The following is a 24,247-nucleotide window of genomic DNA, read 5'->3' as shown; positions in this document are numbered from 1 at the left end:
CCCAAAACTGATTGCTACAAAAAACTCCTCTTCATTAGATTCTTTGAAGAGGAATTTTCAGCTACTCACTTATTCGTTTTTTACTGTATATAAACACGAAAAAGTAAGCAAATAAACAACCCGCGAGAAGGGACAATAGTGCTGTCATCAAATCGCTTTTAAAGACTAATATCATGGCAAAAGCTAGGCTTTGCAAATAGAGTATAGTTGAAAGAAGCCTTTGGAATGACCTCAATTTCGTTTCCATTTTAACAGGATAAAGCTCAGTCCATAGCTTATATTGGTGATGGCTCCATAGCGGTAAGAGCTGAAACCCAGTTAAGTACAAAAATAACACCACAAGAAGGATCTGTCCTAGTCCGAAGGAAATAAAATAAAGTGCCGATGCCCCAATTACTGTCAAACGGATAGCCAATCCAAAGTAATCCCCTGCTCTTAAAAAAGTACGGCCAAAAATGTGAGCATACGTACTATTTTGCTGAAAAGGGAGTCTCGCCACAAGCCAATCAAGCCACTTACGCCTCTTAACCCGATCTTTCATCTGTGGAACATCTGTAAACATATTGGCCAGCCGGTAAAAAGATGTCATCCGCCGTTCATCTGCCTCTATAAGGGCTTCCCACTTTAGCCCCTTATCCACTGTCTGAGAACGATAATACCAATAAAGCATAAAAAGAATTGCTGAAGTTACAATAATAAGCAGCCAAGCTGCATCTGAAAACAATAGATAAAGAAAAACCACATTCACACAAAATCGAACTAGTGAATCAATTAGATGTATTTTGGCATCAAGGTAATATTGCTGCTGCCAACGAACCATTAAATTAAGTAACTTAACTGCTATTATTGCAAGTAAAAATAGAAAGAACTTACTGAAGCCGGATCCACTCACTTGTGCATATATTGGCATCAGTACAGCCAAAGCCATAAGAAGCAAATAGGATTGGAGGAGCAGACTAAACAGAATCGATCGCTTAAAGTAGTCACTAAGCTTTGTCTCAAGAGGCAGCAAAAATATTTTATCGGCTTCCATTAGGAAAGTGAAAATCGGGCTATATGTCAAGAGAATAGCCAAAACAACAGCCAGTAAAATAGCGGCTGGAAAAGATGGAGTAAGAGTCTGAACCCACTCCTGATAATAGTAGGCACCTGTACCAAGCAAAAATAAAAACACAATTACAAGATGCCCGTTTAAAATATAGCGAAGGTATCGGCCAGTCTCTTTTACGAAGCGGCTAAATCGCTGCTTCCACAACTCCTCTGGTTTAAACATGGTCTTCTTCCTTTGTCAGTTGAATATAAAGGTCGTCTAATGTTGCGCCAGGCATAGAAAATTGCTTCCTAAGGTCCGCTAGTGTTCCTTTTGCTCTCACTTTTCCTTCATGAAGAATGACAAATCGGTCACAATACCTCTCCGCTGTAGCCAAAATATGAGTGGACATTAGAATCCCTGCACCGTTATCCTTCATTTGTTTCATTAGATCCAAGAAAGACTGGATTCCAAGCGGATCTAAGCCCACAAATGGCTCGTCAACTATGTAAAGTGAAGGCTGAACTAGGAATGCACACATGATCATAACTTTTTGCTTCATACCTTTTGAAAAATGAGCAGGAAACCATTTAAGCCTTTTAGTCATCCTAAATTCAACAAGAAGCCTTTCCATTCTTTCCTTATATACTGATTCACTTAAACCATATGCCATGGCTGTTATTTTCAGATGTTCCTCTAAAGTCAGTTCATCATATAAGATAGGTGTTTCTGGAACATAAGTGAATTCTTTTCGGTAAGCTTCTTTATCCTCGTGAAATACTTTTCCATTTATCTTAATTTTTCCTTGATGGGGCTCCATCAATCCGATGACATGCTTAATCGTCGTACTTTTTCCCGCACCATTCAAGCCAATTAAGCCAACAATTTCCTCCCTGTTCACTTCAAAAGTAACTTCTTTTAAAACCGGATTTCTTGTATAGCCTCCAGTTATAGCCTGTATTTCTAATAAAGACATGGTCAACGTCCTTCCCAGCTAATATATATCTAATTTTATCAAAATGTGTTCATGAAAAATAGGAATGAGCGTTAAAAGAGTCCAATTAGTATTCATATTCTCTTTTTCGTTTGGACATAATAATTTCGAAGGGGAAATATCACAATCGAAAATGGGGTGTCCGTTAAAGACTATAACCATTCGATTTTATCAGCTTCTGTGTTCTAACTATGGAATGCTGCTTTCACGAACAGTATTTTTTGAATTCTGGCATTACAGCACTTTTGAAATGAGGTGTCTGTCAAAGATCATACTCCCGCTTTATACGTTGTTGAAATATATAAATTAGGGGATGGTCAGATTGAATTCAGTATTGTTTTAGACAAACATCATATTTTTTAGAAAATGAGGTGTTGGTCGAAGACTTCCTAACGAGAAAGCACATTTGAAGCAAATTTCCCCTTCTGGACAGGATTCGGGCAGAATCCTGTCCTTTTCCTATTGCTAAGAAAGTAAGGAGATAGAAAAACTTCAAGTTACGGATATTCCCATGCTTTATGTCCATCTAGACCCTGGTGCGGCTTTTTTAGTCTTGTCGATAATTATCTGCGAAATTTTAAATGGATGTATTACGTATTTTATTGAAAATTATGATAAAATACGATCAAATCATAAAAGGAAAGGACGAATTTAATGAGCGATTGTATTTTTTGCAAGATTGTCAATGGGGAAATACCAGCTGCAAAGGTTTTTGAAAATGAACATGTTGTTGCCTTTCTTGACATAAGCCAAGTCACAAAAGGACATACACTGGTGATCCCAAAGGTACATAAGGAAAACATTTATGAATTAGATGAAGAAGTGGCTGCCAATTTGTTTAAGACAGTTCCGGCAATAGCAAATGCACTGAAGTCTGCTTATAATCCTATTGGCATGAATATTCTAAACAACAATGGTGAGAAGGCTGGGCAATCAGTATTCCACTTTCACATGCACCTTCTTCCAAGGTATGGTGAAGGTGATGGGTTTGGTGCTGTTTGGAAAACCAATACCAGCGAATACACGCAAGAGGATTTAAAAAACATTTCAGCAGAGATTGCAGGTAATCTTTAAAACTTCTGCCGTTGCAGAAGTTTTTTTCTTCACCTTGACCATGATACTATCGAAACTCTTTAACGCATTACTTAAATTATATTGGGGAGTGAAACACAATGAAACGTGCATTGAATTTTAATGCAGGACCTGCAGCTCTGCCTGCTGAAGTATTGGAAAAAGCCCAACAAGAAATGATGAATTATCAAGATTCCGGAATGGGTGTTATGGAGCTCAGCCACCGCAGTAAGGCATATGAGGAAATACATAACAAGGCGGAATCCCTTTTACGGTCCCTTTTGGATATTCCGGACAACTATGATGTTTTATTCCTGCAGGGCGGCGCCAGTCTACAATTCACTATGGTTCCAATGAATTTGCTGCAGGAAGGAAGCACTGCTTATTATATTTTGACAGGCTCTTGGTCGGAAAAGGCTTATAAAGAAGCTACAAAAATCGGTAAGGCCTCAATTGCTTCAACCGGCAAGGACGGCAGCTATAAAGTGATTCCTGATATGACTGGTGTTGATTTGAATGACAGTGCTGCATATGTGCACATTACCACCAATAATACTATTTACGGAACGCAATGGCAGAACATTCCTTATTTTAAGGACATCCCGTTAGTAGCTGATATGTCGAGTGACATTCTTAGCAGAAAGATAGACGTTAGTCAATATGGGCTTATTTACGCAGGTGCTCAAAAAAACCTGGGACCTTCAGGAGTAACCGTCGCTGTCGTTCGTAAAGACTTGTTGAGCAGATCCCAAGATAATTTACCTGTAATGCTAAATTACCGTACACACTCAGACAGCCGATCCCTTTACAATACACCGCCAACACTTGCAATCTACCTGTTAAAGCTTGTTCTTGAATGGGCGGAATCTCTAGGCGGACTTGATGAGATCGAACGAATTAATTTATTGAAATCAAACCTAATTTATGATGCTATTGATTCAAGCGGCGGCTTTTATAAGGGACATGCGGATCCTGGCTCGAGATCACAAATGAATGTTACTTTCACTTTGGATAACGAGGAGCTAACAGCAAACTTCCTTTCTCAAGCAAAAGAGAATGGCTTTATTGGGTTAAATGGCCACCGTTCAGTGGGAGGCTGCAGGGCTTCCATTTATAATGCGGTCCCGCTTGACCACGTAGAAAAATTAGTCGACTTTATGAAGGTGTTTCAATCACAGAATTAACAGAAAACTTTATCGTTTACTCTATTAAAATATATGATATAATGTTACTAACTTTTCGCTGCAGGCAATAGTGCACTGCAGGAAAAGAAAATTAGCTAGGTTAGTATAGCAGAGGAGAGATGAGAAAATGAATACGAAAAATCTTGTTGCACTTTCACTTTTGATTGGAATGGGTGCTGTTTTGCACGCTGTTGTCCCTGGGTTCTTCCTTGGAATGAAACCGGACATGATGCTTTCAATGATGTTTTTAGGGATTGTTCTTTTCCCTGATAAAAAGAGTGTGTTTTTGTTAGGAACGGTTACCGGTTTGATCTCCGGACTGACCACGACTTTCCCAGGCGGTCTTTTTCCGAATATTATTGATAAGCCTGTAACGGCCTTTATATTTTTCGGATTATTTCTTGCCCTAAAAAAATTCCAAACAAACATCGTCAGCGTTTCTATCCTAACAGCAGTCGGTACGATTGTATCTGGAATTGTGTTCCTGTCAGCTGCTCTAGTCATTGTCGGCCTGCCAGGACCATTTGTTGCACTGTTTGCTGGAGTTGTTCTGCCAGCCGCTGCATTTAACACTGTATTTATGGTGATTCTGTATCCAGTTGCGACATCCATTTTCAAAAGAACGAATTTTACAGGTGTTCAAGCATAACAAATTCAAAAAAGAATCCGTTTAATTACGGATTCTTTTTTTTTACGAAAAAAATCTTAATTTCTTACAAACTCTACCCTGATCATCATCTCAAATAATAGATAAAGGCAGCCAATAGTAAAACAATCGTTCCTCCTGCAGCCAGTGCTTTCGCCCTCTTCTTTAATAATGTTTTAGGAGGGTATATACCAGGCCGATTAGAGGCAAGAATGTAATGGCACATGCCATAATATAGTATAAAGCTCAATGCGAACAATCCAAATATAACTCCGTCCATTTGTATTCGTACCCCCGCTTTCTAAATTGGCTTTGTTAAATTGCCTTGTTGGTTTTTAAAACATTAATGGGAGTCAAAATTGCAATTATTTGCTCGATCTCTGGTTTATAAAATATATGCAGCAATTTACTATGCTATGAAACTTGATGGGTTTATTCCCATGCTTTTTAGTGAAAATACAAAGAACCAGGTATAATTTCATAAGATTTTAAAAAAGGTACTTTTTATTGAAATTACTGGGTATGTTAAAAAGGAGTTTCCCCTGTTGATGGAGAAATTTTCTATAGCAGGCATAGAAATAAGAGGTGATAAAAATGAAGGCTAAATCCCTAGTTAAAGGTTTAATAGTTGGAGGTGTTGCAGCCGGGATCGCAGGTCTCCTATCTGCTCCAACTTCCGGACGAGAAACAAGGCAGAGCTTGAAGCACAGCAAGGACGTTATGATGGCCGAAATCCGGGAGCTAAAAAACAGCTTGAAGGACTTAAAAGAAAGTTCATCAAAAGCATCAAAGGAAGGCAAAGAATCAATAAAAGCATTTGTTGAGGACGTAAAGCTTGCGGTATATGAATGGCAGCTGCAAACAGAGCCTAATAAAGAAGAATTGCAGAAAGAAATCAAAGCAATTGAGCTTGCCGTACAAGAATTAGAAGCAGACCTGGCTTCAAATAACAAACAAAGCTAAATCCTTCTCTTCCCTTTTTTTCGGGAGGGAGAAGGATTTTTCCCTTTTTAGTCAAATTTATATTCTATGAGAATAGCTTTTTGTTCCATTTTACAATAAAAATTTTTAATTTCTAAAAATTTTGTAAATTTATATCTTTATTAATTTTTGTTTTATTGGCATAATGATAATAGAAATAAAAAAGTAGGTGATAGGGAGATGTCAGAAAACAATTATTCAATGAAAGAAGCTATGATCTTCAGCCAGAGAATTGCCCAGCTGAGCAAAGCCCTTTGGAAATCAATCGAAAAGGACTGGCAGCAATGGATTAAACCGTTTGATTTAAACATTAATGAGCATCATATTCTTTGGATTGCTTATCACTTAGACGGAGCTTCTATATCAGATGTCGCAAAATTCGGTGTCATGCATGTTTCTACAGCGTTTAATTTTTCAAAAAAGCTGGAGGAAAGAGGTCTCCTGCAATTTTCAAAAAAAGAAAATGATAAACGGAATACTTATGTCCAATTAACAGAATTAGGTGAATCGATCCTGCTTGAGTTAATGGAAAGCTATGAACCTAATAAAAACGCTGTGTTTTCTGGGGCAATGCCTCTAAGGGATCTTTATGGGAAATTTCCCGATATTATAGAGATGATGGCTATTGTCAGGAACATATACGGAGATGACTTCATGGAAATATTCGAAAGGTCATTTGAGAACATTGAAGGCGAGTTCACCGATGAAAACGGAAAGCTAAAAAAGAAAAAAATATTAGAAGGTAAAGAGTTGGTCTAAGTTTCAGTGTATTTTTTAAACTCCCTCATTAATGGAACATACAGGCCCTGGGCCAACATTGTATCGATTAATTCCATAACCCCGAGCCTCGGCTCCAACGCGGTTTCAAAATCCTTATAAAGCGGAAGAAAATGTACAAACCCCTCCGCTTTCTGCTTCTGCATTTCTTTGCTCATCTGTTCACAAACTTCCAGTAACCTGCCAACCTCCTCTTGTGATAAAGACTTTTCAATAATTAGCTTGTAAAACTCATCTTTTGAATGGGAAACCATTTTCAGCAACAGCTTTTGATGAAACTCCAATTTAGCCATTCTTTCCAAAAGATCCTCATAATTCATATTAAATATCCCTCTCTTTTTATACTGGTTCTTGATCAGCTCTTGCTAGGCTATTTTCCCTCCATAAGCCGGGGATAACACATCCGCGAAATTGGACGAAAAGTTTTTATTGATTTTTCTTTCCTTTCATCGTACAGTATCTAGGTAAGTTTTCAAGTTTAATATATTCTCCCTATGGAGGCTGATTTTGATGAATTGCTGGAAGGCGGTAAACTACTCGAAACAATATGGAGCGCAAAGGCTATTTATATTGTCTTCCTTAACAATGTTGTTTACTTTTGTTTTGCTCTATGTACCGGTATCATTCTTTTCCCATGCACCATTCCAGGATGGCAATTTCTTATTATTCCTGGCTGCTCTGTGGCTCATTTACCCAGCACATAAACTGCTTCACTTATTGCCGGTTCTGCATCTTGGCGGAAACATTAAAAAAACCATGAATTTCAAATACGGACTTTTCCCTATTATTCATATAAAGGCTCAAGAACCCGTCGAAAAGAAATATTTTATGCTGGCTTTAGCAATGCCATTTGTCGTTATTAATACAATGCTTGTATATGGGGCTAACATCTTCCCTGAATATACCCATTATTTTACCATTTTGCTTGCTTATCATGTCGGCGTTTGCCTTCCAGATTTAATAAGTGGTAAATGTATATTCGGATCTCCACGTGATTCTTATATCGAAGAAAGCGAAGATGGGATCGAAATTTTAGTCTATAAAAGCATGAATGGATGAGTTTAATTCCAACTTACTAACCGGCATCTTCAGAGGATGCCGCTCTCTCTTCGGGGTCAATTTCATATGGACTTGTTATTCAAAAACTTGACCCTATTTATAGTGGTCTTTTTTATTTGGCTGTATTAAAGGGAATTTGGACCAAGGCACCTGAATTCCTCGAATTAACTCATACTCTTCCTGCATGTTAATTCGAGGATTCCCATTAATATCCTGAGGAGTAAAAGGCCAAGGGATCTCCACAGGCGCTTTTAGTGCAGAGGGGTAATTAAACCCTTGTAGCCATCCCGAAACGGGCACAGCAGGTACTGCATGGATTAATCCAGGTAGCTTCCCTTATGCGGTAAACGAGCCGGCCGCCTAACCATGCCAAATCCAGTGGCGCCAACGGCATTTTACTTCGTGCACTTCCAATAATCTTAAATCAACCTCCAAGTTTCATTCAGCCTTTTTTTTAACACAAAAACCTTGGCTGACGAGGCAGAAAGCCGTATTCCTTTATTTTGAATTCATAGCCCCAACACAAAAAACTATCTTTTTCCATTAATATTTGTTATTGTAATTAACATAAAAAGATTGGTTAGGGAGGGAATCGACGATGATCTCCGTTTTTATAGCGTTCAGTTTATTTGCTATGTTTATCTTATTCTATATTAATAAAATGACCAACTCCCTATGCGTCCAAAAAGAAATTCCTGAGGAGCGTCAGCCTAAAGTATTTAGAACCATTAATGTACTAGTTACTATATTATTAATTTCATCTTTCGTTGAGATATTGTATACGTAACGGCACAAAAAAAGCGGTGAGAATTCTCACCGCTTTTTTTGTGTGTAACCTTGGTGTTCACAGGGTTGAAGTCCAATTAAAGGCCCAATCCTCCAGGAAGAAGCCCGCCCAGACAGATCTGTCCGGCGGGTCCTTCTCTATACAAATTTCACTCAGCCCTTAATTAAAGCCAGGCTGCGCCGACAATGATTAACAAAATGAACAGGACTACGATTAACGCAAATCCTCCTCCGTATGCTCCGCTCATAATAACACCTCCTTTAAAGCTGGATATGATATCTTATTCAAAACTTTTTATTGGGAATAGGCAGGTGTCCCGATATTACCTAATTTGTTCTAACCAAAAGGCCGAATCAGACTTAAAGTCACGTAATTCCATCAGATCCCTGTTTCAGGAACTTAATCCCCTTGGCTGTTTGTTATATGTTATGACAGATACTTAGAAGTGGGTGGACGATAGCCCAGATCAACCATAAAATTCACACTAAAATATTGTTTTTGTACTTCTGGAAATTTGTGATATAGTAAAAGTTGTGGATTTGGATAGCCACTACAATTTTTTTTAGGAGTGTTCATATGAAAAAATGGATTTTATCCCTGTCACTCGCAGCCGGGGTTATAAGCTTAAGTGCGTGTAATAATGATGATAACGGTAACTCAGAAGTGGTTGTAAGTTCTGATGCCGGTAACATTACACAGCAAGAGCTTTATGAAGTAATGAAAGAAAGATATGGACAGCAAACCCTTCAGGAGCTTTTATATACGAAAGTATTATCTGATAAGTATGAAGTCACTGATGACGAGTTAACCGAAAAGGTCGAAGAATTAAAAGCAGAATTAGGCCCTAACTTTGATCAGGTTCTAGCCTCTAATCAAATTGCAGATGAAGAAGAGCTTAAAGAGGTTTTAAAAGATCAGCTTCTAATGGAAAAAGCAGCACTAAAAGATGTTGAAGCGACTGAAGAAGAGATACAGGCACGTTATGAAGAGTACAAGCCTGAAATCAAGGCACGCCATATCCTTGTAAAAGATAAGGCAAAAGCAGAGGAAATTAAGGCAGAGCTAGACAACGGAGGTAACTTCGAAGAACTTGCTACAGAACATTCCACTGATACACTTTCCGCAGAACAAGGTGGAGATCTTGGATTCTTTGGACCTGGGAAAATGGTGCCGGAATTTGAAGAAGCTGCGTATTCATTGGATGTAAACGAAATCAGCGAGCCTGTAGAAACCCAACACGGCTGGCACATCATTCAGGTCACTGAAAAGAAAGAAAAACAATCTTTCGAAGAAATGAAAGACGACCTAGAATATGAAGTCAAACTTTCAAAGTTAGATCAAGAAAAGTTTCAGGAAGCAATGCAGCGTGAATTAGAGAACGCAAATGTTAAAGTAAAGGACGAGGATTTAGAAGGTGTTTTAGAACCAGCACCAGCGGTTCAACAATAATCTAGACAAGCCCTTAAGCTTATGAAGATTGTTTATAAAGAAGACTCTATCCCTTAAAATCTAACGGATAGAGTCTTTTTTTCTGTAATATTTAAAATAATGTCATTACAGACTTATACTTATTCTAGGCACCAAGAGAATGCTCTTTCCCCCCTCTGTTTTCCTTTTCTTTTTCCAGGCGTTTCATGTATATTTCCCCTTCTCTTTGAATAATTTCCATTTCTTGCAGTCTTTCTTCCCGACCTGTCTTAACTGCCATAATAGCGCTGAAAATGATCCCAGCAATTACCGCAAATATCCAAAGTGGAACCGCCATTCTTTTTTCCCCCGTTCTATAGGTTGTCCATGTTTTCTATACATGGATATGCGGCTTATGAAATAATATGCATCAACGCCATTCTATACAACGCAAAAATGCCCTCTCTCAAGGAGGGCATTTCATTATTTAACTCTTTATTTGTGGAACACTGGTTTGTAAAAAGAACGGTTTTCCAGAGCAAAAACCCGTTCAGAGAATTCCCCTGGTTTCACCCTTGATAAAGCACGGTCGAGCATATTCATCTTTGCATCAAGATTATCGATATAATGAAGAATTTCAGCTTCCTTAATCATTGGAGGTTTTGGGCTTCCCCATTCTGCTTTTCCGTGGTGAGATAAAACGAGGTGCTGGAGAACCATGACCTCTTCACCGCCAATTCCGAGCTCATCTGCTGCTTTTCCTATTTCATTAACCATTATTGTAATATGACCAAGAAGGTTTCCTTCTATTGTATAGGTTGTTGAAACTGGTCCGGAAAGTTCCATAACTTTTCCAAGGTCATGTAATATCACACCCGCATATAACAAGTCTTTATCCAAGCTCGGGTAAAGACCGGCTATTGATTTTGCAAGGTCTAACATGCTCACAACATGGTAGGCAAGACCAGAAACAAATTCATGGTGATTTTTAGTTGCAGCAGGATAATCCATAAACTCCTTCTGATGCTTTTTTAGCAAATGCCGGGTAATTCTTTGAATGTTAGGATTCTTCATATCAAAGATATATTGTGTAAGTTTGCTTGCCATTTCATCCCGACTTACAGGAGCTGTTTCCAGAAAGTCAGATAGTTTGACAGAGTCAGAGGCGGAAGCAGGACGCAGCTGCCTGATTTTAAGCTGGTTCCTTCCCCGGTAATTATGAATGTCTCCCGAGATTTTCACAATATTTTCTGGACCATATCTTGTTTCATCACCTTCAGAAACGTCCCATAGCTTTGCCTCAATATCACCTGATTGATCCTGAAGTACTAGAGATAAAAAAGGTTTCCCATTGCTGGCGATTCCTTTTATAGAACTTTTAATTAGTAGAAATATTTCGACCTGTTCGCCAACTTCATAATTGATAATGCCCTTACTCATTTTGCCCTCTCCCTTCGCCTTTAGTTGTTTTTCTTGTTTCTAGTTTAGACTACTTATGGATACGGACTACTTAGTCCCCTCCCATGTCTGCCAGCATGTGCAGAGCCTTCTCAGGGGTATTGTTCACTTATCTTCCTGTTACTTCACCCTATAAGTTTACTGCCTAGCCCATTTAATTCAATTATTTGACTACGTTCAAACTGCTCAGTCAAATGGCTGTGACATGTAAAGAAAATGACCTGGTTGTTTGGAAGCCCTTTTAAAAGCTCAAGAATCCTTCTTGTTCTATTATGATCAAAATTTACAAAGCTGTCATCTATCAAGATGGGAAAAGCATGGTTTCCGTAAACCGTCACAGCAAGAGCCAGCCTAAGTGATACATACACTTGCTCTGTTGTTGCTTGGCTAAGCTCATTCGCATAAAATAGGGTGTGGTCCTCCCGTTCGATTTGAAAGCCGCTTCCCTCCTTCAAAGGGATAATTCTTTTATATTTTCCACTCGTCAAAAACAGGAGGTATTCTTCTGCTTTGGAAAGCATCTGCGGAAGCCTTTCAGTTTTATATTGTTCTATCGTCTTGGATAAGACTTCTCTGGCAAGAGCGTATCGGCCCCATACTTTCGCTTCCTCTTCAAACTCGTGCCTCTGCTGTTTAAACTTATGCAGGAGGTCACCGTATAGGCCACCCTCTTCAAGTATGCGCATTTGATGTTTAACTGAGGCTAACTTTTCTCTCCTATCAGCTAGTACCGCCTTTATCTCTAGGACTGTTTTTTTAATAGAATTAATCTTTAGATCAACCTGTACTCCTTCCAAAATCCCTTTTTTAACCTGTTGGTCAAACTGAGCGGAACTTAGTTGGAAGCTAATATCGGAAATGCGCCTTTTCCACTCCCTTTTCTGAGCAGCCATGTTTGCTGCCTTTCGATACTGGTCCTCTGTTTCTGCAAAAGCTTCCTTGAAAAGAGCAGCTCTTTCCTGGCTGAGGTGCCGTTTTTCTTCTTCTAGTGTCTGTTTTTCTTCCTCTGTCTCTGATTGCTTTTTCTTTGTCTCTTCGTATTTAATTAGATTTTCTGATTCTTCCTTTACCCTTTTCCTCAACGATATAGCAGCTTCTTGTATAGGCAGTGCAGGTTCTTTTAGAAACTTTTTGGCCAGTTTTGAAACAGATGTGGTTAACTCTTGTTGAAAAGAGGCTAAAGTATCTGCTCTCTCGCGGGCACGCTTTCTCTCCCGATAAAGTCCTTTCTGTTTATCAATTAACAGATACGCATCATATATATGTTTCCGGCTAATCTCTTCAGGGAGACAAAGCTCATTCCCAAGTTTTAAAATTTCCTGCTCCAGATTGTTATACTCTAATTCCCATAATTCGAAAGCTTTAATTCGTTTTTCATATCGTTTATTCTGCTCACTAAGCCTAATGGATTGTAATTGAACCTGTTCCCGCAGCATTTGATCCTGGGAAAGTTTCACCCGTGCATTCGTTTCGTCCCCATTGTTCATTTCGTTAACTTGCTCTGAAAGTTCTTTTTCCCGCTCATATAGGTCGTTAGGAGCCTCTGAGGCAGAGAATGGCGTTTGCATTTTCCTAGCTTGAACTAGGCTGATAAAAAGAAACAACAACCCAGCCAAACCAGCACCTGCTATCACCCAGTTGGGCTGTAGAAAGCCATATAGGAAAAGCAGAGAAAACAAGATGCCGAGGGCAGCCTGTTGTTGTTTTACCTTTTTATCGTGCTGATGGATAAGATCATGCTCCATCCTGTATCGTGATGATATATTTTTAATTTGCGACCGGATTTGTTCCAGTTCTTGCTTAGCCAGATTTTTATTATCATAAATGATTATTTTTTTCGACAAAACCTGATGCTCCTGCTCACTGAGCAGCTGACCCTTTAATTCCACTACAGTATGCTCGAGTTCTTCAAGAACTGTTTTCTCTGATTGGAAATCATCTTCTAATTCTTGCTTTTTATCCAATAAACGAGTATACCTTTTTTGCAGTTCCTCAGCTTTATCTCTTACGAATACACTTGTATTTATAGCTGCCAATGATTCTTCATCCAAGTTTAGGTTAAGTTGATCATGGTTCCTCTCTATTTCATCAAAAAGGTTTTCAGCTTTTGAATGAAGTTCCTGCCTTTCTCTCTCAAAATGTTCATAATCTGAGATTCTCTGTAAAGTTGAATGAATTTCAGCTTCCGATTCAAGGATTGAAAAATCAGGATACACATTCTGGGCTTCGTTTCTCAATACCTCCTCACGTTCATAAAGGGCAGCCAGCCTTGCTTCTATCGGTTTTAAATGTTGGTCCAGCCGGTCTAGACGTTGAATTCCATCAACCGGAAACGAAATCTCTCCTAATAGGGAAAGTTCCTGGTTCAACTTTTCCTCCTCCAAGATTATTGGCAGCAGGCGCCTGGCCTCCTCCCAGTCTTTAGCCTGCTTCAGTAACTGGTCCTCTGTTTCACTCAATCGCGCAATTTCCCCTTCAAGATCCTCATGTTCCATCTCTAAGGCTTGATACCTGTCATTTTGTTCCTCTGCCTTTTTTAGATTAGTATGAAGCTGCCGCAATTCCCTTAGTTGTTCATTAATAGAGGGCCTTCTTCCTCCCGGTTTAAACCTTTTTTCCATCTCTTTTTCTAGTATCCCTTCAGCCTGAAAAAGGCTATCAGTACCGAGCGTACCTGCAGAAAATAAATACCTCCCCAAATCCTCCCCTTTAATTCCCTGGACATTTTGCAAACCTTGCAGGTTAAAAGAGAAAATGGACTGAAAAAGGCCTTTATCAATGCTTCCCAATAACTTCTGGAGTAAATCCTCTCCGCCTGTTTCCCCATTGTCTAATAGGACGGTTACATCACCTGATGATTTTCCTTTCACTCGTTCAATAACAGCTGTTCCTATTCCGTGAAATTCAGCCTTAATCATACCCCCATATTTGGAGTGATGTTTCGGTTCGTACCTTAACTCGGCCTGCTGTCTGGTTGGAAAACCAAATAAAACGCTTTGAATAAAAGACATAATCGTTGATTTACCAGCCTCATTTTCTCCATATAAAATCTGCAGGTTCTGGAGACTTTCCAGCTTATAATTTTCTAACTTCCCATAGCCATATATATGAAGTTCAACTATTTTCATCGGATCACCACCCTAATTAAAAGCTGCTTTTGTGCAGCAGCTGAAGTATCGTCTTTTCTGCTTGATTTAGAAGCTCTGCCTTTTCATCTGCAGATAGTTGACTCAAATATCTCCGTGCAGACGAATGCTGGAATAACGGTTCAAGGGGTTCATCTATATTTTCTAATCGGTCAATTGCCGAAAAGAGATCCGAGTAAAAATCACCCTGTTCCTTATAGGCATCACGGTTTGTATCAATTGCTTCTGTATAGTCCGATTTGAATACCCATACGAACGATGCCTCATCTTTTTCTTCATCATTAAGTATTTCTAAAAGCTCTCCGTTTTCTATAATCTCCGTTAAACTATCTAGAGTTAGAGAGAGGTCTTTTATATGTAATGAAAGCAGTGTTCCTTTGCCTTTTTGTCTTGTCTCCTCCATTATATCCCTGCAGACTTTATACAAATCATCATAATTCCGGACTTGCCCACAATCAACAGAGACGGCTTTCCATACAATATCAGCTGTGTTGATAAACTTCGTTGAACAACCAGCAGAACTCAAGTCTACTAAATAACAGCCTTTTTCATCCTGTTCCTTTCTGTTTCTCCCCTGAGGATTGCCAGGATAAATAATGGGCGGCTGCTCAGACAGGACTAGCCGTTGGTGAATATGGCCCAGTGCCCAATAATCAAATCGTTTGGAAGTTAAATCCTTTAAAAAGAAAGGGGCATATTTTCCATGCTGGCTGGAACCCTCGTAGTGCCCGTGAAGAATGCCTATATGGAAGTCCGCTCCTTCTTCTCGCTCATAGTAGTCAATCATTCGTTCCTCCACATGCCGCTTTGAGTAACTGAAACCATATAGATGAACAGCTGTTCCATCGTTTTTTTCGTAGAACTTAGTCTCCACATTTTCTAAAAATACATGAACATTTTCCGGAACGCTCATTTTCACCCAAGATCCTCCTAAATGGTCATGATTTCCATGTACTAGATAAACAGGAATGTCTCTTTTAGAAAGTCTGCCCAGTTCTTTCATTAAACGTGACTGTGCCCTTATACTGCGATCCTCACCGTCAAATAAATCTCCAGCTAAAATTACAAAATCTACTTCATATCGAATCGCTGCATTGATGATATTTTCCAAAGCGGTAAATGTACTTTCCTGCAGCCGTTTGAACAATTGAGCCGGCAAATGCCTAAGACCTACCATTGGGCTATCTAGATGAAGGTCGGCAGCATGGATAAACTTTATAGCTTTCATAGGCTTTTTCCTCTCAGTTTTCTTTTATTCTATTTTACCACCCATAAAATACGAATGCACGTTCTTATCATAGTGAGAATTTAAATATAGAGGTAATTTTATAGATATCCAGAGCACAGAGGAATAATTGCTCGCATAGAACCTATTCTCGAACAAGTACGTAGTTGGTATTTTCTTCAAACTAGCCTATCAGGCTAACGCGTTCAGATTGTCGACACAGGGCAACGAGAAGCTTGTTGGGTATCTTTTTGTCTTGTATATATTTGTTCTATTTTATAAACCGAAAAATCAATGGCTTACTCAAGCTAAGTAGCCGTGTGAAACTAATCCTCAACAGCTGGGCTATCTGTTTACGCTCATCAAACTGATTATTTGGTTGTGTTCATCATAATTGGTCACTTGATTAAACAATAAATTGGATTGGGGCAGAGGGTGACCACCCCGGCGGGAAAAAGCGGCTCGGCTCGGCCCCGCCCGTGGAAAGCGACCGCCCGGAGTGGAAATCTAACCACACTAGCACTAGTATTCTACTTTTTTGAAAATAAAATGACCGAAGGCAAACTCAAAATTCTTAGAGTTTGTCTGCAGTCTAAGGTCAGGCTGATAAGTTATTCTTTCGTTATTCTTTTTTAGTAATTTGCAGTGCTTTTTTAATATCTTTAAAAGAGTTGGACTGTCCGTACATTAATACTCCGCCACGATATACACGGGCACCAAATACGGCGAGGACAGTAATTGTCGCAACAAGAATCGCAATCCCTAAAGCTGACTCCCAAATTGGGATATTAAGCATTCCCACACGGAGGAACATTAACATTGGTGTGAAAAATGGAATAAACGAAGTGATTCTAATAAATGGGGCTTCTGGCTCGTTTAAACCAAACATTGCCATCATAAACCCAGCTACCACCAATAGGGTCATTGGTGTAATCATCTGCTGGACGTCTTCGATACGGCTTACTAGCGATCCGAGGAATGCTGCCAGGGTAGCATACAGAAAATACCCAAGAATAAAGAATATCACTGCGTACGTAATGGTTGAAGCAGGAACATCTCCAAATCCGAAGAATTCAAAGAAGCCGCCTTGCATATTATTGAGGTTGCGCTTAATAGAAAAATAACCGACAACCAGGAGCACAGCGAGCTGGGTCAGACTAAGAAGGCCAATTCCAAGGATTTTTGCAAACATTTGCTTGATAGGAGAAACACTTGATATCAGAATCTCCATAACCCTTGATGACTTTTCTGTAGCGACCTCCATTGCAATCATATTTGCATACATAATTACGGCAAAATAAATAATAAAAAGCAGAACGTACACAAGGCCTCTAGCCTGGTTCAGCTCTTCCTCTGTTTTTGCATCCTCCTCAAGCGCTGTTCTTTCAAACTTGACCGGCTCGTACAGCTTATTAAGCTGCTCTGCAGTCAACTGGATCTGTGAGGCCGCTGTCATCGTCTTGAGCTGCTGCAGACTTGTTTGGAGGTCAGAGGGAATTACTGAGTCTGCCATACTATTTGATTTATAGGCTCCTTCTGGCAATTTATCCTGATCAAAACTCAGTTTCAGAACCCCTGTGTATGTTCCTGCCTGTACCTCTCCCTCTGCCTCCACCATAGAGCCGCTGAAGAGTTCGAGGTTAAGATCTTCATTTAATGGCTCTAGCTGCTCTTTTAATGGTGAGAATAGCTGGCCCGTCTCATCAATAACTGCAACAGTATCTGTTTGGCCATCCTCATTGAAAAAGTTAATAATGTTTTGCATATTAGTTAAAGCAAGCATAATCACTATCGTTAGCACAGTAGTAATAATAAACGATTTGGTTTTCAGTTTGGTTAAAAACGTATGAATTAAAATGATAAAGAAATTATTCATAAGAGGCACCTACATTCTCTATGAAAATATCATTTAACGAAGGTTCTTCTAAAACAAATTTCCGAACAAACCCTTTACTGACTATATCCTTTAAAACATTTTCAGCAACATCCTCACCGGTTATCTGCAAGTGAACACCCTCAGTCGTATACTTTGCTCTTGTTACACCAGGGTAATTCTTCAAATCAGACAATTCAAAATCAGCATGGACCACTAAATTTTTCTTTCCGAAAGACCGTTTAATTTCCTTTAACGACCCATGAACAACGGGACTCCCTTTATGCATAATGCATAAATGCTCGCACATCTCTTCTACATGCTCCATACGATGGCTGGAAAATACAATGGTCGTGCCTTTATTTTTCAACTCTAGTACCGCTTCCTTTAGCTGCTCCACATTTACTGGGTCCAATCCGCTAAATGGTTCATCTAAGATCAATAGCTTCGGCTTATGTATAACCGCGGCTAGAAACTGGATTTTTTGCTGATTCCCTTTTGACAGTTCCTCGACCTTTTTTCCTGCGTATTCAGGAACCTTAAAACGTTCCAGCCAATAATCTAGCTCCTTTAGTGCATCCTGTTTTTGCATACCTCTTAATCTTGCAAGATAGACAATTTGTTCCCTTACCTTAAGTTTTGGATAAAGCCCGCGCTCCTCAGGAAGATAACCAATTTTTGGGCTAGTTGAATAATCGACCCGCTTGCCGTCCCAGGTAATTTCGCCTTCACTTGGGTCAAGCAGCCCAAGAATCATGCGAAATGTTGTTGTTTTACCTGCCCCATTGGCTCCCAGAAACCCGAACATCTCCTTTTCTGGGATTGCGATAGATAACTGATCAACTGCAGTAAAGCGGCCAAAACGCTTAGTCACATTTTCAAGCTTTAACACCATATACACTCCCCTGTACCATAATTAAATACAATCTTAGTGGAAAAAGATTCCTTTTATACTCACATTTTTATTTTGCACTTTTTTTGAAATTATGCAACAATAATGGTAACTATCAGAATTTTTTAATAAGGGTGATTAGAAAATGGAAATTTATAAGTTAACAGCATTTGAAAAAAATGGAGAAAAAATTCTAGATGAATCTTTTCAAGCTAGCAATGATGATGAAGCAAAGGAACTAGGCGCAAAGCTTATTGAAGAAAAAAGTTTATCAGAAAAAACACACCGGTGTACTTCTCCGAGGGGAAAGCTGATTATCTTTCGCCCCTAGAAAGTAAGTTTGCGTGAGTAAAATACAAAATAGAGCAGAGAAAAGCAAAGAGATCAGTCCTCTTTGCTTTTTCTTTGTACAAAGAAAAAAAACATCCAGCCGAGGGCTGGATGTTACTACGTTCTATTTAAATAGACAGTCTCTAATCGACGATCTATTTCCCGATAAATTTTGGAGAACGTTTTTCCAAGAAAGCACGGATGCCTTCTTGATGGTCTTCAGTCTGACGCATCTTAAACTGTCCAATCTTTTCTAATTCAAGAACTCTTAATAGTCCTGGACGATTTTTATCTGCAAGGATCTTTTTCGTCTTAATCATTGCCTGTACAGGTTTATTCAGCCAGTTATCAACGCGCTCGGAAACGGCAGCAGTAAGATCTTCGGCAGTCTCATCTATCATTCCGATAGCAAGGGCCTCTTCTCCAGACATCGTTTTCCCTTCCCAAATAACCTGTTTAGTTCTTGCCTCGCCAAGCCGTGTCTCTAGAAAAAAGTGACCGCCGCCATCCGGGATTAGGCCGATTCCAATAAAGTTCATCGCAAGCTTACTGGATTTTTCAGCAATTATGTAGTCTGATGCTAGGGCAAGGCTTAAGCCCAAGCCGGCTGCCGCACCAGAAACTGCACTGATCGTAATCTTTGGCATGCTGTATAGAGTAACAGCAAGCTCACTGATGCTGTCCATCACACTGTAGAAACCGTTTTCATCCGTTCCCGAAAGCATCGTTTTAATGTCTCCGCCAGCACAAAAGGCACGTCCTGCACCTTTAAGGACAACAATATCAACATCATCGGAACTGCCGATTTCCTTTAGCTTATAAACAAGGCTCTTAATCATCTCGAGATCCAATGCATTCATGGCTTCTGGTCTATTCATTTCCAGCACAGCTACCCTGCCGTTAATTGATAGATTAACTGTGTTTGTTTCAAAGTCTACTGCCAAAGTGATCCCTCCTTTTAACTTCTTATAAATTTATTATATAGGTAAAATATAGATTTAAAAACCATTTTACATACTATTTTGATTTTTTGTATTTATAAATCTTCCGGAAGCAAAATCACTTCTTTTAAATTTGCTGAAACAACCCGGTATTATGAACAAGAGCCCGCCAACATCGGCAGGCTCTCGCTTTATTGCTTTAGGATATTCATCCTGCGCAGAAATTCAATGGGATGTTGTTTTCGAAAATGTTCTTTTACCATATATGAGACACCCTGCTGGTTCGATGTCCTAGTCACCCAGTCAGCCTCTCTTTTTAATTCCATTGACGCATTACCCATTGCTACACCAAGGCCGCTTGCTTTGATCATGTCTATATCTTCATCTCCGCTGCTGATTGCAACCGTTTCTTTTAATGTAATACCAAGTTTATTGCCAAGCTGTGTTAAGCCTGTCAGCTTTGATACACCAGCCGGGGAGATGTCCATCCTCAATGGGTTGATTAATAACATGTCTATTTCTGTAAACATTCCTTTCAAAGCTTCTTTAGCGTCAGCAAGATCTTCCTCATGTTCAAAATACACCTCTATTTTTGGAGGAGACAATTGTTCATCAAGCAATGCTTCACTTACCGAATCGACAAACTGTTGGGAATACAAAATTGGATCACCTGTAGTAAATACTGTACTAGAAAGGAGATTATGATTGAGTTTATATTTATTTGCCAGCGAGAATCGCTCATGAACAATTCGGATTTGACAAGGAAAGCCCTCAAGAAAAGTGACTATTTCATAGGTAATCTCTTCTGGTATTCGTTTTTCTACGAGTGGTTTGCCTTGTTCACTGGCAATATATGCACCACCATGGGTGATCAGCGTAGAATCCAGTTTCAGTGCCTTGGCGATCTTTTTGGCGGAAGGAAAACTTCTCGAAGTTACCAATGTTACATAGACACCCTTTTGCTTAACATATTCAATTGCGTCTTTTGTAGATTTGTGGATTTTCCCATTTGTCTGGAGTATCGTCCCATCAACATTTAGTGCCAGAAGACGGTAAATCATTTATTTGCCTCCGTTCGTGATGTTTTTTCATGCCTTACCTTACTTTTATGAAAAAACAGACATAAATAGAACAAGTTATGTTTGGTCTATCTCTTTTGTATAAACAGCGGGGGCAATTAACTGGAAAGATTATTCTCTACGGCGTTTTCTTAATCGTAGAGCAGGAGCCATCGATTTTGACATCACTCGGGGGTGTGCGCAGAACACTAGTCGGGGGAATGGATGCAGAAACGATATGATTATCCACGACCTTTTATAAATTCGTAATCAATAAAAAACCCCCGGCTGTTTACCGGGAGTTTAGATGAATTATTGATTTTCTGGATTGCCGTATAATTCCTCTAAAGGCTTCATGATGATTTGGTTTATCTCTTGGATAACTGTGCTCATCCGCTGCTCAGCCTCCATTAATTTTGAAATCTTGTCATGCTGCTGAACTAGAGCAACTGTTTTTTGTGCTTGCTCTACTTCCTCCTGAGAGATTTCTTGGCCAGTCATTTGTTTTTGCTGCAATTCCATTTGGATGTTCCGGAAATTTTCAAACATTCTCCGGGCTGTTTCGTCTTCGTTGATTTCAGTATACAGATTTTTTAAGTTTGCATATTCATCACTCTGGCGTACCGCCTTTTCGAGATCGTATGCAGAATCATGTAAATTGACTCCCATTTCGTTCACTCCTTTTTGTTTCAAAACTCCCCTACACTATAACAGACTATAATTTTAATTGCGAGGCGTTTACCCTTTGTCTCTAAAGTGAAAGAGCAAGCAATCCCTGAATAATACCAATCAAACCGCCAAGTAATGCACCTAAATAGGTGATCATCTTAAGTTCATCACGGGTAATTGAGAGAACCAGTTCTTCAAGTCTTTCAACCGAGAAAGTTTCCACTTGTTCTCGTACGATCTCAGCTAGATGCAGTTTGTCCATCATCACCCCAATACGTTCTGATAGCCACTGGCCCATCATTGTCACTGCCTTCGGAGCAAAATTCCCAATAATCATTTCTTTATAGGAGGAAAACAGGATTGTAACAGGCTTATTCATATACTCTTCCATGTTAATAACTTTACGGGTATATTCTTTAATAGTTTTCACGACACTGTCTCTATCAAAGTACATTTCCACCTTCTCTGTTTCCCATTCAAGAATGTTATCCCATTCTTTTCTCATTAGTGAAGTTATGAGTTCTTCAGTGCCTTTACTATTTAGGAACTTAATTATTTCAGGTTGGATTTTATCTGCCAAGCTGGCATTTCCTAAAAACATTTGCAGCATGCTCTTTAACATTCCCCCACGCTCGTTGACAAATTCCTCAAGCATACTCTGAATACGTGCCTTCCCTTCCTTGCTAGAGAAGTAATCCGTACCCTTGGCAACTAGAAGCTTGGCGAACCCAGGGATTTCTGTATTAGCCTTTTGTATTAGCTCAGGTGACAGAGTCTCTCTTAAAGTTAAAGGACGGAAGCGGTTCATGGTTTCCTCATACTTGCTTTCGATAAAATTATCCAGCCATCTTTCACTTCTTAAGGTTCCTTCTGCCACGCCAAAAGACTGGAGCAATTCTGCAGGTGTTTGTTTCGTATCAAGCAGTCTTTCTAATTCCTTTTGGAATACCAACGTCATATCTTCCTGGAATCCAGGCTCAGTTAATTTCCGCTGGAAGCTCTCCGGAGTCAGCAAATGATCCACAACCATTTTTCCAAGCTGATGAGCAAGTTCTTCCCGGCGCTTCGGGATAAGTCCAGGTGTAAATGGAACTCTCCATTTCCCCAAATAAATGGCTTTATAAGGACGGAATAACATTTTTATTGCGAGAGAGTTTGTTACCCCTCCGATCAACGCTCCAATAATCATCATAATGAGTATAATTAATATCCAGTGCATATACCTCTACCTTCCATCTAGTTCTATAGCACAATCTTGTTCTGCTCTTCATAGGATACTTTATCAGCATTTGCCTATTTTTCATTATAAAGGCACTTATTTTGACGAGCAAATGAGGAGTCCTTATGAACATATCATATTCATCAATAAAAGTAAGCCGCCGCACATTAGATTTTCCACATGATTACACGATCATAATCAGTAAAAACCTGTTTAAGAAGCTTGGAATGGATGATTCAAGTATAAAGTTAGCCGCAGGTAAAAAAAAGGCTGCGGTGCATATTTACACTGAAGAAAGTGCTGATGATGAGGTCCAGCTATCTGACGAGCTGCTGATAAGTCTGTCTATGCCAATTAAGGATAGACGCTTTCTGCTTCGATATTCCACTGAGCAAAAAACACTCTATATTGGACCTATTATTGGCATCTTAACCTCTATTTATATAAATCCTTCTGGAGAACCAGATTTTCGTTCAATTCATACTTTTTGCGAAGAGCTGAATAAAGGGATTGAGGATTTAGGCGGGCTTATCTACATTTTTTCATTAAACGGCGTTTCCGAACAAGAAGTGAGCGGTTACTTTTATGAGGAAAGTAACTGGAGAAAGGCGAAGCTTCCTTTCCCGGACGCTATCTATAACAGGATTCACTCCCGTCGTCTTGAGTTTGAGAAAGACTTCAAAAGCCTTGTTCAGCAGGCTGACATTCATAAAACTTCATTGTTCAATTTCCGTTTTTTATCAAAGGCTGAAGTACACAGCTACTTAAGGCTTGAAGAGCATTTACAGCCATATCTCCCTGAGGCAGAGCTATTTTCAAAAGAGGCTTTGATAAGTTTACTTCAAAAGTTTGGAGAGGTTTATGTTAAGCCCATCCATGGCAGTCAAGGCCGTAATATTATAAGAATTTCCCGTAATGACCAGCTATATATTCTCCAGTTCTCCTCCCAGCAGCAAAAAGAGCCGCTTTGCTATAGCACACTCGATAAGTTAGCTGAGGATGTAACTGCGAAAATAAAGCAAAAGTCTTTCATCATTCAACAAGGGATCCGTTTAGTTGAACCTGACAATCGAAAAATTGACTTTCGAGTTCTCTGCCATAAAAACAAGCAAAATTTATGGCGAACCACTTCAGTTGTAGCGAGACTATCAGGGGAAGCGGAATTTGTCTCCAATATCGCTAGAGGCGGAGAAATCATCCGTCCGCTAAAAGCCTTATCACAAATGTTCGATTTAGAGACGGCAAGGCAGCAGCTTGCCCAAATGAAAGAATTGTCCGCAGAAATTGCTGAATCAATAGATAGGCAGGCAGATGGTTTAGTCGTGGAACTCGGCATCGATATGGGGGTAGATGAGGACGGAAGATTATGGCTTATAGAGGTTAACTCAAAGCCATCAAAAAATTTTGAGGATAAGAGCAATACTATCAGGCCCTCAGCCAAAGCCATTATTGAGTATTGCACTGGACAATATTTAAAAAGATAACGTTTGAAAGGAGCCA

At 39.4% G+C, this 24,247-nt stretch carries 25 protein-coding genes; 10 read left to right on the top strand and 15 right to left on the bottom strand.

Annotated features, from left to right (window positions below; translation table 11 throughout):
* Window positions 1–61: 61 nt before the first annotated feature.
* A complete protein-coding gene (locus tag HRJ06_RS06425) occupies window positions 62–1,273 on the bottom strand; it encodes an ABC transporter permease (RefSeq protein ID WP_174730619.1) in 1,212 nt (403 codons plus the stop codon).
* Window positions 1,266–2,006, bottom strand: coding sequence for an ABC transporter ATP-binding protein (locus HRJ06_RS06420; RefSeq protein WP_174730616.1), 741 nt, complete (start codon window positions 2,004–2,006; stop codon window positions 1,266–1,268). Before HRJ06_RS06420 ends, HRJ06_RS06425 begins: the two co-directional genes overlap by 8 nt.
* A gap of 672 nt (window positions 2,007–2,678) precedes the next feature.
* On the opposite strand from HRJ06_RS06420, the gene HRJ06_RS06415 reads away from it, so the two are divergent.
* The 3 genes from HRJ06_RS06415 to HRJ06_RS06405 all read left to right on the top strand — a co-directional run bounded on the left by HRJ06_RS06415 (window position 2,679) and on the right by HRJ06_RS06405 (window position 4,928).
* Window positions 2,679–3,098, top strand: coding sequence for an HIT family protein (locus HRJ06_RS06415; protein ID WP_174730613.1), 420 nt, complete (start codon window positions 2,679–2,681; stop codon window positions 3,096–3,098).
* Between the two features lie 98 nt (window positions 3,099–3,196).
* Window positions 3,197–4,279: a 3-phosphoserine/phosphohydroxythreonine transaminase gene (serC, locus tag HRJ06_RS06410; RefSeq protein ID WP_174730610.1), complete on the top strand. Its 1,083-nt coding sequence runs from the start codon at window positions 3,197–3,199 to the stop codon at window positions 4,277–4,279.
* A 127-nt stretch (window positions 4,280–4,406) separates the two neighbouring features.
* The gene (locus tag HRJ06_RS06405; RefSeq protein WP_174730607.1) at window positions 4,407–4,928 is read left to right on the top strand and encodes a tryptophan transporter; all 522 of its coding nucleotides are present in this window, start codon (window positions 4,407–4,409) and stop codon (window positions 4,926–4,928) included.
* 85 nt (window positions 4,929–5,013) lie between these two features.
* On the opposite strand, the gene yhzF is transcribed toward HRJ06_RS06405, so the two are convergent.
* Window positions 5,014–5,205 (bottom strand): membrane protein YhzF, encoded by a 192-nt coding sequence (gene yhzF, locus HRJ06_RS06400; protein WP_174730604.1) that lies wholly within the window; start codon window positions 5,203–5,205, stop codon window positions 5,014–5,016.
* A gap of 314 nt (window positions 5,206–5,519) precedes the next feature.
* Between yhzF and HRJ06_RS06395 the strand changes: the two genes are divergently transcribed.
* Window positions 5,520–5,888, top strand: coding sequence for a YtxH domain-containing protein (locus HRJ06_RS06395; RefSeq protein ID WP_174730601.1), 369 nt, complete (start codon window positions 5,520–5,522; stop codon window positions 5,886–5,888).
* A gap of 198 nt (window positions 5,889–6,086) precedes the next feature.
* Entirely contained in the window at window positions 6,087–6,665 is a 579-nt protein-coding gene (locus HRJ06_RS06390; protein WP_174730598.1) for an HTH-type transcriptional regulator Hpr, read from the top strand.
* Here the strand turns inward: HRJ06_RS06390 and HRJ06_RS06385 are convergent.
* Window positions 6,662–7,003 carry a DUF1878 family protein gene (locus tag HRJ06_RS06385; protein ID WP_174730595.1) on the bottom strand — a complete coding sequence of 114 codons (342 nt, stop codon included), beginning with the start codon at window positions 7,001–7,003 and terminating at the stop codon, window positions 6,662–6,664. The genes HRJ06_RS06390 and HRJ06_RS06385 overlap by 4 nt on opposite strands.
* A gap of 190 nt (window positions 7,004–7,193) precedes the next feature.
* Between HRJ06_RS06385 and HRJ06_RS06380 the strand changes: the two genes are divergently transcribed.
* Both HRJ06_RS06380 and HRJ06_RS06375 read left to right on the top strand, forming a co-directional pair.
* Window positions 7,194–7,742 (top strand): DUF3267 domain-containing protein, encoded by a 549-nt coding sequence (locus tag HRJ06_RS06380; protein WP_174730592.1) that lies wholly within the window; start codon window positions 7,194–7,196, stop codon window positions 7,740–7,742.
* Between the two features lie 598 nt (window positions 7,743–8,340).
* Complete coding sequence (locus HRJ06_RS06375; protein WP_174730589.1) at window positions 8,341–8,529, top strand: hypothetical protein; 189 nt, start codon at window positions 8,341–8,343, stop codon at window positions 8,527–8,529.
* A 163-nt stretch (window positions 8,530–8,692) separates the two neighbouring features.
* On the opposite strand, the gene HRJ06_RS06370 is transcribed toward HRJ06_RS06375, so the two are convergent.
* Window positions 8,693–8,776 carry a YjcZ family sporulation protein gene (locus tag HRJ06_RS06370; protein ID WP_174731149.1) on the bottom strand — a complete coding sequence of 28 codons (84 nt, stop codon included), beginning with the start codon at window positions 8,774–8,776 and terminating at the stop codon, window positions 8,693–8,695.
* 329 nt (window positions 8,777–9,105) lie between these two features.
* Between HRJ06_RS06370 and HRJ06_RS06365 the strand changes: the two genes are divergently transcribed.
* Window positions 9,106–9,978, top strand: coding sequence for a peptidylprolyl isomerase (locus tag HRJ06_RS06365; protein WP_174730586.1), 873 nt, complete (start codon window positions 9,106–9,108; stop codon window positions 9,976–9,978).
* A gap of 124 nt (window positions 9,979–10,102) precedes the next feature.
* Here HRJ06_RS06365 and HRJ06_RS06360 read toward each other — a convergent pair whose 3' ends face one another.
* From HRJ06_RS06360 to HRJ06_RS06335, 6 genes are all read right to left on the bottom strand, one after another.
* On the bottom strand, window positions 10,103–10,294 hold the full coding sequence (locus HRJ06_RS06360) for a sporulation YhaL family protein (RefSeq protein ID WP_174730583.1): 192 nt from the start codon (window positions 10,292–10,294) through the stop codon (window positions 10,103–10,105).
* Between the two features lie 137 nt (window positions 10,295–10,431).
* Window positions 10,432–11,376 (bottom strand): 3'-5' exoribonuclease YhaM, encoded by a 945-nt coding sequence (gene yhaM / locus HRJ06_RS06355; RefSeq protein ID WP_174730580.1) that lies wholly within the window; start codon window positions 11,374–11,376, stop codon window positions 10,432–10,434.
* A 143-nt stretch (window positions 11,377–11,519) separates the two neighbouring features.
* Entirely contained in the window at window positions 11,520–14,522 is a 3,003-nt protein-coding gene (locus tag HRJ06_RS06350) for an ATP-binding protein (RefSeq protein ID WP_174730577.1), read from the bottom strand.
* A 16-nt stretch (window positions 14,523–14,538) separates the two neighbouring features.
* On the bottom strand, window positions 14,539–15,768 hold the full coding sequence (locus HRJ06_RS06345) for a metallophosphoesterase family protein (RefSeq protein WP_174730574.1): 1,230 nt from the start codon (window positions 15,766–15,768) through the stop codon (window positions 14,539–14,541).
* A 619-nt stretch (window positions 15,769–16,387) separates the two neighbouring features.
* Window positions 16,388–17,641, bottom strand: a complete 1,254-nt coding sequence (locus HRJ06_RS06340) for an ABC transporter permease (RefSeq protein ID WP_174730571.1) — start codon at window positions 17,639–17,641, stop codon at window positions 16,388–16,390.
* On the bottom strand, window positions 17,634–18,533 hold the full coding sequence (locus HRJ06_RS06335) for an ABC transporter ATP-binding protein (RefSeq protein ID WP_174730568.1): 900 nt from the start codon (window positions 18,531–18,533) through the stop codon (window positions 17,634–17,636). Before HRJ06_RS06335 ends, HRJ06_RS06340 begins: the two co-directional genes overlap by 8 nt.
* 142 nt (window positions 18,534–18,675) lie before the next feature.
* On the opposite strand from HRJ06_RS06335, the gene HRJ06_RS06330 reads away from it, so the two are divergent.
* Window positions 18,676–18,861 (top strand): YhzD family protein, encoded by a 186-nt coding sequence (locus HRJ06_RS06330; protein ID WP_174730564.1) that lies wholly within the window; start codon window positions 18,676–18,678, stop codon window positions 18,859–18,861.
* Window positions 18,862–19,015: 154 nt separating this feature from the next.
* Here the strand turns inward: HRJ06_RS06330 and HRJ06_RS06325 are convergent, their stop codons facing one another.
* The 4 genes from HRJ06_RS06325 to HRJ06_RS06310 all read right to left on the bottom strand — a co-directional run bounded on the left by HRJ06_RS06325 (window position 19,016) and on the right by HRJ06_RS06310 (window position 22,747).
* Entirely contained in the window at window positions 19,016–19,804 is a 789-nt protein-coding gene (locus tag HRJ06_RS06325; RefSeq protein ID WP_174730561.1) for an enoyl-CoA hydratase, read from the bottom strand.
* Window positions 19,805–19,992: 188 nt separating this feature from the next.
* A complete protein-coding gene (locus HRJ06_RS06320) occupies window positions 19,993–20,862 on the bottom strand; it encodes a Cof-type HAD-IIB family hydrolase (protein ID WP_174730558.1) in 870 nt (289 codons plus the stop codon).
* Window positions 20,863–21,171: 309 nt separating this feature from the next.
* Entirely contained in the window at window positions 21,172–21,528 is a 357-nt protein-coding gene (locus HRJ06_RS06315; RefSeq protein ID WP_174730555.1) for a YlbF/YmcA family competence regulator, read from the bottom strand.
* An 82-nt stretch (window positions 21,529–21,610) separates the two neighbouring features.
* Window positions 21,611–22,747 (bottom strand): DUF445 domain-containing protein, encoded by a 1,137-nt coding sequence (locus tag HRJ06_RS06310; protein WP_242035147.1) that lies wholly within the window; start codon window positions 22,745–22,747, stop codon window positions 21,611–21,613.
* A gap of 125 nt (window positions 22,748–22,872) precedes the next feature.
* Here HRJ06_RS06310 and HRJ06_RS06305 point away from each other — a divergent pair, with 125 nt between their 5' ends.
* Window positions 22,873–24,231 carry a YheC/YheD family endospore coat-associated protein gene (locus HRJ06_RS06305; RefSeq protein WP_174730552.1) on the top strand — a complete coding sequence of 453 codons (1,359 nt, stop codon included), beginning with the start codon at window positions 22,873–22,875 and terminating at the stop codon, window positions 24,229–24,231.
* Window positions 24,232–24,247 lie beyond the last annotated feature (16 nt).

The organism is Mesobacillus harenae (genome assembly GCF_013343715.1).
Taxonomy (GTDB): Bacteria; Bacillota; Bacilli; order Bacillales; family Cytobacillaceae; genus Mesobacillus_A; species Mesobacillus_A harenae.
This window is presented reverse-complemented; position numbering and strand designations above follow the sequence as displayed.

Coding starts and splice junctions, on each gene's coding strand:
- HRJ06_RS06425 (WP_174730619.1), bottom strand. CDS start 1,273: ATGTTTAAACCAGAGGAGTTGTGGAAGCAGCGATTTAGCCGCTTCGTA.
- HRJ06_RS06420 (WP_174730616.1), bottom strand. CDS start 2,006: ATGTCTTTATTAGAAATACAGGCTATAACTGGAGGCTATACAAGAAAT.
- HRJ06_RS06415 (WP_174730613.1), top strand. CDS start 2,679: ATGAGCGATTGTATTTTTTGCAAGATTGTCAATGGGGAAATACCAGCT.
- serC (WP_174730610.1), top strand. CDS start 3,197: ATGAAACGTGCATTGAATTTTAATGCAGGACCTGCAGCTCTGCCTGCT.
- HRJ06_RS06405 (WP_174730607.1), top strand. CDS start 4,407: ATGAATACGAAAAATCTTGTTGCACTTTCACTTTTGATTGGAATGGGT.
- yhzF (WP_174730604.1), bottom strand. CDS start 5,205: ATGGACGGAGTTATATTTGGATTGTTCGCATTGAGCTTTATACTATAT.
- HRJ06_RS06395 (WP_174730601.1), top strand. CDS start 5,520: ATGAAGGCTAAATCCCTAGTTAAAGGTTTAATAGTTGGAGGTGTTGCA.
- HRJ06_RS06390 (WP_174730598.1), top strand. CDS start 6,087: ATGTCAGAAAACAATTATTCAATGAAAGAAGCTATGATCTTCAGCCAG.
- HRJ06_RS06385 (WP_174730595.1), bottom strand. CDS start 7,003: ATGAATTATGAGGATCTTTTGGAAAGAATGGCTAAATTGGAGTTTCAT.
- HRJ06_RS06380 (WP_174730592.1), top strand. CDS start 7,194: ATGAATTGCTGGAAGGCGGTAAACTACTCGAAACAATATGGAGCGCAA.
- HRJ06_RS06375 (WP_174730589.1), top strand. CDS start 8,341: ATGATCTCCGTTTTTATAGCGTTCAGTTTATTTGCTATGTTTATCTTA.
- HRJ06_RS06370 (WP_174731149.1), bottom strand. CDS start 8,776: ATGAGCGGAGCATACGGAGGAGGATTTGCGTTAATCGTAGTCCTGTTC.
- HRJ06_RS06365 (WP_174730586.1), top strand. CDS start 9,106: ATGAAAAAATGGATTTTATCCCTGTCACTCGCAGCCGGGGTTATAAGC.
- HRJ06_RS06360 (WP_174730583.1), bottom strand. CDS start 10,294: ATGGCGGTTCCACTTTGGATATTTGCGGTAATTGCTGGGATCATTTTC.
- yhaM (WP_174730580.1), bottom strand. CDS start 11,376: ATGAGTAAGGGCATTATCAATTATGAAGTTGGCGAACAGGTCGAAATA.
- HRJ06_RS06350 (WP_174730577.1), bottom strand. CDS start 14,522: ATGAAAATAGTTGAACTTCATATATATGGCTATGGGAAGTTAGAAAAT.
- HRJ06_RS06345 (WP_174730574.1), bottom strand. CDS start 15,768: ATGAAAGCTATAAAGTTTATCCATGCTGCCGACCTTCATCTAGATAGC.
- HRJ06_RS06340 (WP_174730571.1), bottom strand. CDS start 17,641: ATGAATAATTTCTTTATCATTTTAATTCATACGTTTTTAACCAAACTG.
- HRJ06_RS06335 (WP_174730568.1), bottom strand. CDS start 18,533: ATGGTGTTAAAGCTTGAAAATGTGACTAAGCGTTTTGGCCGCTTTACT.
- HRJ06_RS06330 (WP_174730564.1), top strand. CDS start 18,676: ATGGAAATTTATAAGTTAACAGCATTTGAAAAAAATGGAGAAAAAATT.
- HRJ06_RS06320 (WP_174730558.1), bottom strand. CDS start 20,862: ATGATTTACCGTCTTCTGGCACTAAATGTTGATGGGACGATACTCCAG.
- HRJ06_RS06315 (WP_174730555.1), bottom strand. CDS start 21,528: ATGGGAGTCAATTTACATGATTCTGCATACGATCTCGAAAAGGCGGTA.
- HRJ06_RS06310 (WP_242035147.1), bottom strand. CDS start 22,747: ATGCACTGGATATTAATTATACTCATTATGATGATTATTGGAGCGTTG.
- HRJ06_RS06305 (WP_174730552.1), top strand. CDS start 22,873: ATGAACATATCATATTCATCAATAAAAGTAAGCCGCCGCACATTAGAT.